Annotated in this window: 10 protein-coding genes; 8 read left to right on the top strand and 2 right to left on the bottom strand. The window is 32.5% G+C overall.

The window, feature by feature from the left end:
• Positions 1 to 80 precede the first annotated feature (80 nt).
• The 5 genes from Q4Q34_RS07650 (at position 81) to lepA (ending at position 4,509) form a co-directional block, all read left to right on the top strand.
• Positions 81 to 824 (top strand): prolipoprotein diacylglyceryl transferase, encoded by a 744-nt coding sequence (locus tag Q4Q34_RS07650; protein WP_303316671.1) that lies wholly within the window; start codon positions 81 to 83, stop codon positions 822 to 824.
• Positions 814 to 2,208 (top strand): radical SAM protein, encoded by a 1,395-nt coding sequence (locus tag Q4Q34_RS07645; protein ID WP_303316670.1) that lies wholly within the window; start codon positions 814 to 816, stop codon positions 2,206 to 2,208. The genes Q4Q34_RS07650 and Q4Q34_RS07645 overlap by 11 nt, the downstream gene beginning before the upstream one ends.
• The gene (locus tag Q4Q34_RS07640; protein ID WP_303316669.1) at positions 2,205 to 2,408 is read left to right on the top strand and encodes a hypothetical protein; all 204 of its coding nucleotides are present in this window, start codon (positions 2,205 to 2,207) and stop codon (positions 2,406 to 2,408) included. The genes Q4Q34_RS07645 and Q4Q34_RS07640 overlap by 4 nt, the downstream gene beginning before the upstream one ends.
• A gap of 10 nt (positions 2,409 to 2,418) precedes the next feature.
• The gene (locus tag Q4Q34_RS07635; protein ID WP_303316668.1) at positions 2,419 to 2,622 is read left to right on the top strand and encodes a hypothetical protein; all 204 of its coding nucleotides are present in this window, start codon (positions 2,419 to 2,421) and stop codon (positions 2,620 to 2,622) included.
• A 90-nt stretch (positions 2,623 to 2,712) separates the two neighbouring features.
• Positions 2,713 to 4,509, top strand: a complete 1,797-nt coding sequence (lepA, locus tag Q4Q34_RS07630) for a translation elongation factor 4 (protein WP_303316667.1) — start codon at positions 2,713 to 2,715, stop codon at positions 4,507 to 4,509.
• Here lepA and Q4Q34_RS07625 read toward each other — a convergent pair.
• Positions 4,506 to 5,171 (bottom strand): response regulator, encoded by a 666-nt coding sequence (locus Q4Q34_RS07625; protein WP_303316666.1) that lies wholly within the window; start codon positions 5,169 to 5,171, stop codon positions 4,506 to 4,508. The genes lepA and Q4Q34_RS07625 overlap by 4 nt on opposite strands.
• 3 nt (positions 5,172 to 5,174) lie before the next feature.
• The gene (locus Q4Q34_RS07620) at positions 5,175 to 7,157 is read right to left on the bottom strand and encodes an ATP-binding protein (protein WP_303316665.1); all 1,983 of its coding nucleotides are present in this window, start codon (positions 7,155 to 7,157) and stop codon (positions 5,175 to 5,177) included.
• Positions 7,158 to 7,509: 352 nt separating this feature from the next.
• Here Q4Q34_RS07620 and Q4Q34_RS07615 point away from each other — a divergent pair, with 352 nt between their 5' ends.
• Genes Q4Q34_RS07615 through glgB form a run of 3 tightly spaced genes read left to right on the top strand, consistent with a single transcriptional unit; the run spans position 7,510 to position 12,098 of the window.
• The gene (locus Q4Q34_RS07615; RefSeq protein ID WP_303316664.1) at positions 7,510 to 8,913 is read left to right on the top strand and encodes a glycogen synthase; all 1,404 of its coding nucleotides are present in this window, start codon (positions 7,510 to 7,512) and stop codon (positions 8,911 to 8,913) included.
• Between the two features lie 9 nt (positions 8,914 to 8,922).
• Positions 8,923 to 10,188, top strand: coding sequence for a glucose-1-phosphate adenylyltransferase (locus tag Q4Q34_RS07610; protein WP_303316663.1), 1,266 nt, complete (start codon positions 8,923 to 8,925; stop codon positions 10,186 to 10,188).
• A 5-nt stretch (positions 10,189 to 10,193) separates the two neighbouring features.
• Positions 10,194 to 12,098, top strand: coding sequence for a 1,4-alpha-glucan branching protein GlgB (glgB, locus tag Q4Q34_RS07605; RefSeq protein WP_303316662.1), 1,905 nt, complete (start codon positions 10,194 to 10,196; stop codon positions 12,096 to 12,098).
• The last annotated feature ends 68 nt before the right edge of the window (positions 12,099 to 12,166 follow it).

Raw genomic sequence — 12,166 nt, 5'->3', positions numbered from 1 at the left:
GGCAAAATTACTGTTTTTTAATCAAATTAGTTATCCCCTTTAATATTGTTGTATTTTTAAAACTAAAAATTTAGCTTTTTTTGAATATTCCTTACAATCCCATTCTTTTTGGATACAATATAAACATCCATCTGGTTTTAGAATATCTGGCATTTTTTATAGCCTTTAGGTATTATATTCTTTTAAGAAGAAAAAGTAACGATGTTATTTCATCAAACAATAGACTATCCATTATTTTAGGTGCTGCTCTTGGGGCATTAATTGGTTCCAGGCTGGTTGGTTTTTTAGAAAACCCCTTTGTTGATATTTCGCAAGAAAACATCATTCAATTACTCAATACAAAAACTATTATGGGTGGATTGTTTGGGGGCTTACTTGGTGTCGAAATTGCTAAAAAGCGCATAGGAGAAACCCAATCATCAGGTGATTTATTTGTATTTCCCATTATTTTAGGCATTTTTATTGGCAGAATAGGGTGCTTTCTATCTGGTATTAACGAATTCACTTATGGTATAGAAACCACTTCTATCTTCGGTATGAATTTAGGTGACGCACAATTACGTCACCCTATAGCTTTATACGAATTGATTTTCCTAATCCTACTGTTTTTCAGCTTAAACCGTATTAAAAATAAAACAACCTTAAAAAATGGTGATTTGTTTAAATGGTTTATGATTCTCTATTTTGCATTTAGATTTTTCATAGAACTTTTAAAACCAAATGTATTTTATTTCTTTGGATTAAGTACGATTCAAATATTATGTCTAATTTGTTTGCTTTATTATCACAAAACTATTTTAAACATCGTTAAAAATGCCCGTTAGAAAATATACCTACTACGATTTCACACTCAGCCTTTGCCCAGAATGTTTAAAGCGTGTAGATGCTAAGATTGTATTCGAAAATGGTCATGTTTACATGCTAAAGCGTTGCAACGAACATGGCAATTCTAAAGTGTTAATAGCCGACGATATAGACTACTATAAAAACATTAGAAACTATAATAAACCTTCTGAAACACCCTATAAATTTAATACTAAAACCGATTATGGTTGTCCTTATGATTGCGGCTTATGCCCAGATCACGAACAACATTCTTGTTTAACCGTTGTTGAAGTTACAGACCGTTGTAATTTAACCTGTCCCACCTGTTATGCTGGTTCATCCCCAACGTATGGAAGACATCGTACTCTTGAGGAAGTAAAAACCATGTTGGACACTATAGTTGCTAACGAAAAAGAACCTGATGTAGTGCAAATAAGTGGCGGTGAACCTACCATACATCCACAGTTTTTTGAAATTTTAGATTACGCAAAATCATTACCTATTAGGCATTTAATGCTGAATACTAATGGTATTAAAATTGCTAAAGATGTCGCTTTTGCGGAAAAATTAAAAACCTATGCACCAGATTTTGAAATTTATCTTCAATTTGATTCTTTTGAAAATAGCGTGTTGCAAGAACTTCGTGGTGCCGATTTAAACGATATAAGAAAACAAGCCCTTGAGAATTTAAATCAACTTAATTTATCAACGACATTAGTAGTAACCCTTCAAAAGGGTTTAAACGACCATGAAATTGGTAAAATAATAGAGTATGCTTTAAAGCAAAAATGTGTTCGGGGCGTCACATTTCAACCAACGCAGATAGCAGGAAGACTAGAGCATTTTAATCCGGAAACTGATAGAATGACATTAACAGAAGTACGTCGAAAGATCATGGAGCAAACCAATATTTTCAATCCAGACGATTTACTTCCTGTACCATGTAACCCAGACGCTTTGGTAATGGGCTATGCTCTTAAATTGGGAGACGATGTATTTCCGTTAACCAGGTACATAAATCCAAATGATTTATTAGATAATAGCAAAAATACTATTATTTATGAGCAAGATGAAAACCTTCAAGGCAAAATGATAGAACTTTTTAGCACTGGAAACTCCGTTGAAGTAGCTGAAGAAAATTTGAAGTCTATTATGTGTTGCCTTCCTAATATTGACGCTCCAAATTTGGGTTATGATAATTTATTTCGCGTTATTATCATGCAGTTTATTGATGCTTATAATTTTGATGTTCGTGCTATTAAAAAATCCTGCGTGCATATTGTAGACAAATACAATAAAATTATCCCTTTTGAAACCATGAATTTATTTTACAGGGATGATAAAAAAGACTATTTAGAAGAACTTAGAAACAATATATTATGACTATTCTAATCATTGAAGGCGGAAATTATCTGGGTTTGTTTTTACTGGTTTTAGCTATTATGTTTTTACCTCCATTAATTCTACTAATTATAGGGTTGGCTATTAGATCAAAAAATCGAAAAACATCAAAAATACTTATGATTCTAGCAGTGGTTTATCTTTTAATAAGCCTTGGCATATGCGGAAGTATGATGATATAAAAATTTAATTATGTTATACTTTTTAGAAGGTAAGATGAATCTAGATGGCTTGATATACTTAATTCTAGCTATTATGTTTGGCCCAGCTATTTTATTAACTATTATAGGGTTAGCCATTCTTAAAAAAAACAAAAAAGCAGCCAAAGTTTTATTTATTTTGGCCGCCATTTATGTTATTGTAAGCTTAGGTGTTTGTGGAGCTATGATATTATAAATTAAGCTTATTTTCAATAAATTAAAATATTAACAAACCTCGTTTAAATCATCTATATTTGCAGAATCTTTTTTACGGAGATTTTTGACTATGAAGCACATTAGAAACTTTTGCATTATTGCACATATAGATCACGGTAAGAGCACGCTCGCAGACCGTTTATTGGATTATACCGGAGCTGTGACGGCTAGAGAAAAGCAAGACCAACTTCTAGACAGTATGGATTTAGAACGTGAGCGTGGTATCACTATAAAGTCGCATGCCATACAAATGGAGTATGAGCACAAAGGTGAACAATATGTTTTAAATTTAATTGACACTCCTGGTCATGTTGATTTCTCTTATGAAGTGTCCCGTTCCATTGCTGCTTGCGAAGGGGCTTTACTTATTGTAGACGCTGCTCAAAGCATTCAAGCACAAACAATTTCTAATCTGTATTTAGCTTTAGAAAATGATTTAGAAATTATCCCTGTTCTTAATAAAGTAGATTTACCAAGTGCCAATCCTGAAGAAGTAACCGATGATATTGTGGATCTTTTAGGTTGCGACCCCGAAGAAGTGATTCACGCCAGTGGAAAAACAGGTTTTGGAGTTGATAATATTTTAGAGGCCATTATTGAACGTGTTCCTGCTCCTGAAGGCGAAATAGACGAACCATTACAAGCCTTAATATTTGATTCGGTTTACAATCCATTTCGTGGTGTAGAAACATACTTTAGAGTTATAAACGGTTCCATTAAAAAAGGACAAAACATTAAGTTTATTGCTACCGATAAAAATTACTTCGCAGATGAAGTTGGGACTTTAAAACTTAAACAGTTTCCTAGACAAGAAATAAAAGCGGGTGATGTGGGTTACGTCATTACAGGTATTAAAGAAGCGAAAGAAGTAAAAGTTGGTGATACTATTACTGATGCTAAAAACCCAACAACAAATGCTATTGCCGGATTCGAAGATGTGAAACCTATGGTTTTTGCAGGTATTTACCCTGTAGACACCGAAGATTACGAAGAGTTAAGAGCATCTATGGAGAAGCTTCAATTAAATGATGCTTCTTTGGTATTTGCTCCCGAAAGTTCTGCTGCTTTAGGATTTGGTTTCCGTTGCGGCTTTCTAGGCATGCTCCATATGGAAATTATCCAGGAGCGTTTAGAACGTGAATTTGACATGACTGTTATTACAACTGTTCCTAACGTATCATACCACGCTTTTACAAGAAAGCATCCAGATGACATTATTATTGTTAATAACCCGTCCGATTTACCAGACCCTTCCGGCCTGGATCGTGTTGAAGAACCTTATATTAAAGCAACGATTATCACAAAAGCCGATTTTGTTGGAAATGTCATGTCACTTTGTATTGAAAAACGAGGCCTTATTACCAATCAAACATATTTAACCACAGAACGTGTTGAATTAACATTCGATATGCCTTTGGCTGAAATTGTATTCGATTTTTACGATCGTTTAAAAACAGTTTCAAAAGGTTATGCTTCTTTTGATTATCATCCAATAGGTATGAAACAATCAAAATTAGTTCGTGTAGATATCTTATTAAACTCACAACCAGTTGATGCCCTTTCTGCATTAATTCATGCAGATAATGCTGCGAATATTGGTAAAAAGATGTGTGAAAAATTAAAAGAGTTAATTCCACGTCAACAATTCGATATCCCTATTCAAGCAGCTATTGGTGCTAAAATTATTTCTAGAGAAACCACAAAAGCACTGCGTAAAGATGTTACCGCTAAATGTTATGGTGGTGATATTTCTCGTAAACGTAAACTTCTTGAAAAACAGAAAAAAGGTAAAAAACGTATGCGTCAAGTTGGTAATGTAGAAATTCCGCAAGAAGCATTTATGGCAGTCTTAAAACTTAATGATTAAATAAATCCTTTTTGTTCTGCGACTTTAAGTAGATCTCTATCATTTTTGCTATTTACATTAAAGAGTTCTTTTAATGTTCGCTTTCTTTTTTCTATGGCCGCTTTAGAAAGTGGTATTATTTGTGGTAATTCACTCATTTTTGTACCACGAGATAACTCATATAATAATAGTCTATCAATTTCATCTATCGCTAAATTATTAGAAGCCAATTTTCGCATCAATTGAACTACCGATTTACTATAATGTGGAATATTATCTATTATTTTTTCGATAGCTAAAACAAGTTCTTTAGGACTTAAATCATTCTTTATTAAAAAGCCTTCGGGGTTTATACTTCTAAAAACACTACCAATTCTATAGTTATCATTATATGTTGTAACTATAATTATTTTAGTATCTGGCAAAAGAATCCTAATTTTAACGCCTAAATCTTCCCCTGAAACTATCTTTCCATCCTTAGAGGGTGGTAATTTTATATCTAGAAAAACAATATCAACAATTTTTGTTTTCTGTGCGCCTTTAATCATCAAATAAGCATCATCGCAATTTTTAACCTTATTTATATTAAAATTTAAACCTGTATTATTAGAACTTACATGCAACAATGCTTTCTCATAAGCATCACTAATCAATGGATGATCTTCTACAATTAATATATTCATATTTTAAAAATTCTTATAAACCGGGATGCTTATATTTAGTTCGGTTCCTTCATCTAAAATTGAGATTATTTGATGACTGCCTCTAAGTTTTAATACTCTAGATGCCATGTTTTTTAAACCAATACCTTTATAGCTTCTATTAGTATCAAATCCTATACCATCATCCCCTATCTTAATTTCTAAAACATTATCCTTTAACGAAAAAGAAATAACAATGTTATTAGCTTTTGCATGTTTTATACTATTTTGTATTGCTTCCTGAATAATGCGATAAATTTCCACCTTTTGTCCTTCATGTAACAACTCAAAATTCACATCATCAGCTTTTTTAAGCTTGCAGCTAAAACCTCCTACAATACTTTGCTTTTTTATATATGCTTCTAAAATCGATTGGAAACTGGTTTTTGATAATTCATTCTCTTTTTTAAATGCATGGGATACTTCTCTCACTTCCTTTTCTATATCCTGCAACTCATCTATAAATTCCTTGTATTTATTCAGGGTCGTCTCATCCGCTTTAATATCTAAAAACCCCATAGCCATTCTTGTTCCAAATAGTCTGCACAAGATACCGTCATGTAAGTCTTGAGCTATTCTATACCGTTCTTGCAACCTTCCTTCTTCCCGCTTGGTTTGCTGCTGCAGCATCAACTTATATATTTCTTGGTTCGCTTTTTCTTGCTCACTCGCAAAAATTAACGCCCTATTTTTAGAGCGTTGAACTCTTATAAAATACAATAGCCCTAATACCAAAATTAGTATGCCTCCTATTATTATAATTAAAATGTTTTGAGTGCTTAATCGTTTGGTTTCTTTTATATAGTGATCTGTTTCGAATTGTATTCTTGCGAATTTGTTTCTATTAGCTCGTTCGCTATCAATAAAACTATCTTTTAATCTTATATATTCATATAAATAGGCTTTCCCTGAATCGTCTTCTTTCAATTTTGAAAGCATTTTTAAAGACCTTAAAACTTCTTTAAATTCTTTAATACCAATTCCTGTTTTATAAGAACGTTCGGCATAATATAAGGCCTTATCCTTTTGGTTTGTAGCATAATAAAACTCCGCCATATCATTACCTCCACTAGAGATTTCATATTCTAGATCTAAATCATTAAAACTTTTATATGCTTTAATGAACAAAGAATCTATTTTATTCTCATTCTTGTGTTTTGCTAAAAACATGGTATAGGCCAAATTGTTTAATATAGCACCATGAGAAGCGGGATCTTTATCCTTTATAGTAATGTTTTTGAGTAATTTATTATACGCTTCAATCGCTTTATTGTAATCTCCTCTTTTTCTATAAAGTTCGGCTATGTTAATTTTAGTAAATAATTTATTCTTAGAATAATCTGTTAGGGTTTCATAATTAACATTTAAGGCCTTCTTATAATAGTTTAGAGCTTCATCGTATTCTTCGAGGCTTACTAAAATTAGTCCTAAAGTATTATATGATCTCCATAAATCGTCAAAACTTTCTTTAGTTTTAGTAGCAGAAAGTGTTAAATCTATTGCTTTTATTATATTGGATTGACTTCCTATATAATCATATTCATTCCGTTGTATTTCGGCGATACTTCCATATATTACAGCTTGATTAAGCTTATCTTTGTTTCTGTTTAAAGATTTACATTTTTGATATATTCTTAAAGACTTGTTATAATAATAATAGGCACTATCGTTCATAACTTTTAAACTATGATAAATACATCCTAAGTGACCATATATATAAGCCAAATTCAATGAATCATTGAGACTTGTTGCTAATCTTAAACTTTTATGATTTAAAATTATAGATTGTTTGTAATACTTTTCAGATTTTAAATAAATAATAGCAAGGTTATCATTCGAATTCAAAATAACCGAATCTACCTGCGTTCTATAAGACAACTTACTAGCCCTTTTAGCATAACTTATCCTAGTTTCAATATCTAATTTACTATTCTTAGATAGATTTCTCAGCATTTGTATACTATCCAACTGTTTTTCAAAATGCTCCGTTTGCGCACGGAAATTAAAACAGAAAAGAAGAAGACAGGTTAGAGATAAAGTGCTTTTAAACATATTCAATGACTGTTTTTATAACAGCAAAAACAAATATAGAATTTATCTTTAATTCCATTTATAGTTTTTCTTAGCAAGATATAATGATTAACTTTCTACGATTTCTTTTATTATTATTGAAAAATTGAAAGTATTTGTACACTTTTTTCAGTTTTTGTTATTAATAATCTTGATTAATCTCGTATCTGCATTATTTTCTCTAAAAATAAAATCTGTTAAAAAAATTCGATAATAATTTTGTATGTTTATGAGATATGCAAATTTATATATGAACATTGTACACATAAGCGCAGAGTGCTACCCTGTAGCAAAAGTAGGAGGATTGGCAGATGTTGTTGGAGCATTACCTAAATATCAAAATAGTGCCACAGTTTCATCTCAAGTTATTATGCCTTTTTATAATAACACATTTACTAAGGCAAATATATTTAATACCATTTATGAATCTCAATTAGAATTAGGAGACATATCATACCCTTATAAAATATTAACTTTAAAAGAATCCCTTTTAGATTTCGATATTTTTTTTGTTGATGTTCCCGAACTATTGTTCAAAGAATATGTTTATTCTAATGACGATACAGAACGATTCTTAGCATTTCAAATCGCATCGTTAGACTGGATGCTAACCTGGGATACATATCCAGATTATATCCACTGTCATGACCATCATACCGGATTGATTCCTTTCATGCTTCAAGAAAGCTTTAAATATGAACACTTTAGAAAAACTCCTAATATTTTAACCATACATAACGCACAATATCAGGGATGGTTTTCTCATCAAAAAGTAAACCTAGTTCCTCCTTTTAATTTTGACAATGTAGGGTTTTTAGATTGGGGAGGTAGTGTAAACCCATTAGCTGCAGCAATAAAATGTGCCTGGAGAGTTACTACAGTATCTCCAAGTTATATGGAGGAATTAAAATTATCTGCCAACGGATTAGAAGATTTATTAAACCATGAAAGCGCAAAATGTTCAGGAATCCTTAACGGTATCGACTGGAATGTATGGAATCCAGAAACCGATAATTACCTTATCTCTAATTACAATACCAAAACAGTAGTTTCCGGAAAAAAGACAAACAAAAAACATTTATGTGATACCTTTAATTTAGATTTTAATAAACCTCTTTTTGTTTTTATTGGCAGATTGGTTGGAGAGAAGGGATCAGATCTGTTTCCCGAAGCATTTAAAAACATTCTTGAAAAAGGAGATGCTTCCATTCTATTATTAGGTTCCGGTCACAATGATACAGAAATTCAATTAGAGGCTCTTAAAAACGATTATAAAGGCTCTTACAATGCTTTTATAGGATATGACGAAGCTTTATCACATGTTATCTATGCAAGTGCAGATTTTTTACTCATGCCATCAAGAGTTGAACCTTGTGGACTCAACCAGATGTATGCATTAAGATATGGTACCATCCCAATTGTGCGACGCATTGGAGGCCTTAAAGATACCGTTATAGATCTTTCAGAAAAAAATGGCTTTGGTATTTGCCATAAAGACGTTACTGTTTCAGATATAACAAACGCTATTGAAAGAGGGGTTTCCCTTTATAAAGACAATAATACCTATAAACAATTAAGCGCGCAGATTATGAAAATTAACCACTCCTGGGATGCGTCTGCAAAAGAATACATTAAATTATATAAATCCATTTAAACTAAAAATATGATAAATAATAAGGTTTTAGCCATTATCTTAGGTGGTGGTCAAGGTTCAAGACTACACCCATTAACAGAAGAACGATCTAAACCAGCTGTACCAATAGCAGGAAAATATAGATTGGTAGACATCCCTATTTCTAACTGTATTAACGCAGATATAAAACGGATGTTTGTTTTAACACAATTTAATTCGGCATCATTGAACCGTCATATTAAAGACACCTATCATTTTAGTTTTTTTAGTAGTGCTTTTGTAGATGTACTTGCTGCGGAACAAACACCAGGAAATAAAGGTTGGTTTCAAGGAACTGCTGATGCTGTTCGCCAGAGTATGCATCACTTTTTAAGACATGAATTTGATTATGCATTAATACTTTCTGGAGATCAATTATACCAAATGGATTACGATAAAATGATTGAAGCTCATGAAGAAAGTAATGCTAAAATTTCAATTGCTACTATTCCTGTTAATGCCAAAGATGCCACCTCTTTTGGGATACTGAAAGCTAATGATAAAAGTGTAGTCACATCGTTTATAGAAAAACCCGAAGCCGATTTATTACCAGACTGGACCTCTGAAGTAAGTGACGAAATGAAAAAGGAGGATCGAAATTATCTGGCTTCTATGGGTATTTATATTTTTAACAGAGATTTATTAATCAAATTAATGAATGATTCCTCAACAATAGATTTTGGTAAAGAAATCATTCCCCAAAATATTAAAAAACATAAAACACTAAGCTATCAATACGAAGGATATTGGACAGATATAGGTAATATTGATTCCTTTTTTGATGCCAATATTGGCTTAACAGACAACATCCCTCAGTTTGATTTATATGATAAAAAAAAGCGTATCTATACACACGCCAGAATGTTACCTACAACAAAGTTAGCAGGCACAACATTAAACCAAACTGTAATTGCAGAGGGATGCATTATTAGTGCTGCAAAAATCGAGAAATCTGTAATTGGCATTCGTTCCAGAATTGGTGATGAATCCACGGTAATAAAAACCTACATGATGGGTAGCGATTACTATGAAACATTGCATGAGATACAAGAAAAGAAAATAAAAAACTTAATGGGAATTGGAGAACGATGCTTTATTAAAAATGCTATTCTCGATAAAAACTGTCGAATTGGTGATGATGTAAGAATAAATGGAGGCAGCCACTTAAAAGATACGGAAACAGATACCTATGCCATTAAAGATGGTATCGTAGTAATTAAAAATGGTGCAACCATCCCTAATGGTTTTGTAATATAATAAATATGAAGCCAGTAAAACCTTATAGCCTGTTTACAGATTTTGATATCAATCTTTTTAAAGCAGGAAAACATTATCGCCTATATGAAAAATTCGGGTCTCATATTACCATTATTGATGGTATAGAAGGGACTTATTTCGCTGTTTGGGCTCCCAGTGCAAAATCTGTATCTGTAATTGGTGATTTTAACTATTGGGCGGAAGACGCACACCAATTAAATGTACGTTGGGATTCAAGTGGAATCTGGGAAGGTTTTATTCCTTTAATAGGAAAAGGCACTATTTATAAATATAGTATTGAAAGCTATAATGGCAGTATAAAAACAGAAAAGGCCGACCCCTATGCAAGACGTTGTGAACATCCCCCTAAAACAGCATCGATAGTCTGGGACGATAACTATGTATGGAAAGATGCCGATTGGATGAAAAAGCGTAAAAAGCATAATGCTATAGATGCACCTTTTTCTGTTTACGAAGTACATTTAGGCTCTTGGAAAAAACATCTAGAAGAAGATCGGTTTTTATCATATTTTGAACTAGCAGATCATTTGGTAAACTATGTAAAAGACATGAATTTTACACACGTAGAACTCATGCCTATTATGGAATATCCTTATGATCCTTCATGGGGATATCAGCTAACAGGATATTTTGCACCAACATCTCGCTTTGGATACCCAGAAGAATTCAAATATTTGATTGACAAACTACACCAAAACGATATTGGTATTATTTTAGATTGGGTGCCATCTCATTTTCCTGAAGACGCACATGGTCTTGGGTTCTTTGATGGTTCGCACTTATATGAACATCCAGATAAAAGAAAAGGCTATCACCAAGATTGGAAAAGTTTAATTTTTAATTACGAACGCAATGAAGTTAGGTCTTTCTTAATAAGTAATGCCATTTTTTGGATGGAACAATACCATGCAGACGGATTACGTGTTGATGCAGTCGCATCCATGTTGTTTTTAGATTACTCTCGCGAAGAAGGAGAATGGGAACCAAATATCTATGGTGGGAGAGAAAACCTTGCTGTTATAAGTTTTTTAAAAGAACTAAACCAAGAAGTTTATAAATCTTTCCCAGATGTGCAAACCATCGCAGAAGAATCTACCGCATTTCCAATGGTTTCTAAACCTGTGTTTTCTGGCGGATTAGGCTTTGGTATGAAATGGATGATGGGCTGGATGCATGATACATTACAGTATTTTTCTAAAGACCCTATTCATAGAAAATACCATCAAAACGATATCACTTTTAGTTTAGCATATGCATTTACCGAAAATTTTATGCTACCATTATCACATGACGAAGTTGTTTATGGAAAAAATTCTATTTTAGGTAGAATGCCTGGTGATGAATGGCAACGTTTTGCTAATCTTCGTTTATTGTATGGCTATATGTTTACCCATCCGGGAACCAAATTATTGTTTATGGGTGGTGAATTTGGTCAATATAACGAATGGAATTTCAAGGAAAGTCTCGATTGGAACCTATTAGACTTTGAGCCACATAAAAATATTCAAAACTACTATAGAGAATTAAACAAACTCTATAAAACTACACCTGCTTTATACGAAAAAGGATTTAGTGGAGAAGGGTTTGAATGGATTAGTTTTGATGACCACGAAAACTGTGTCATGTCTTATATAAGAAAAGGATACGACGCCAAAAACAATGTTATTGTCGTCTGTAATTTAACGCCTGTTGTTAGAGAAAATTACAAAATAGGAGTGCCCGTAAAAACAAAAATCAAAGAAATTTTTAATAGTGATGCTAAAGAATTTGGAGGGAGCGGCATTACAAACAAAAGGCAAATTACAACAAAAAAAGACCCCTGGAACGGGAAAGACTTTTCAGCAGAAATTACACTGCCTCCCTTGGGCATGGTTGTATTTTCAACTTAAATACGTTGTTATTTGAGATTTACGTAATTATCTCACTGATTATTTGCGTTTTATCAAATAATTATAAT

Origin of the sequence: Flavivirga abyssicola (assembly GCF_030540775.2) — a bacterium.
GTDB lineage: Bacteria > Bacteroidota > Bacteroidia > Flavobacteriales > Flavobacteriaceae > Flavivirga > Flavivirga abyssicola.
The sequence above is the reverse complement of the archived record's forward strand: the minus strand, read 5'-3'. Positions and strand labels throughout refer to the sequence as shown.

Bases quoted from the DNA above. Each gene is read 5' to 3' on its own strand.
- Q4Q34_RS07645 (WP_303316670.1), top strand. From the start codon at position 814: ATGCCCGTTAGAAAATATACCTACTACGATTTCACACTCAGCCTTTGC.
- Q4Q34_RS07640 (WP_303316669.1), top strand. From the start codon at position 2,205: ATGACTATTCTAATCATTGAAGGCGGAAATTATCTGGGTTTGTTTTTA.
- Q4Q34_RS07635 (WP_303316668.1), top strand. From the start codon at position 2,419: ATGTTATACTTTTTAGAAGGTAAGATGAATCTAGATGGCTTGATATAC.
- lepA (WP_303316667.1), top strand. From the start codon at position 2,713: ATGAAGCACATTAGAAACTTTTGCATTATTGCACATATAGATCACGGT.
- Q4Q34_RS07625 (WP_303316666.1), bottom strand. From the start codon at position 5,171: ATGAATATATTAATTGTAGAAGATCATCCATTGATTAGTGATGCTTAT.
- Q4Q34_RS07615 (WP_303316664.1), top strand. From the start codon at position 7,510: ATGAACATTGTACACATAAGCGCAGAGTGCTACCCTGTAGCAAAAGTA.
- Q4Q34_RS07610 (WP_303316663.1), top strand. From the start codon at position 8,923: ATGATAAATAATAAGGTTTTAGCCATTATCTTAGGTGGTGGTCAAGGT.
- glgB (WP_303316662.1), top strand. From the start codon at position 10,194: ATGAAGCCAGTAAAACCTTATAGCCTGTTTACAGATTTTGATATCAAT.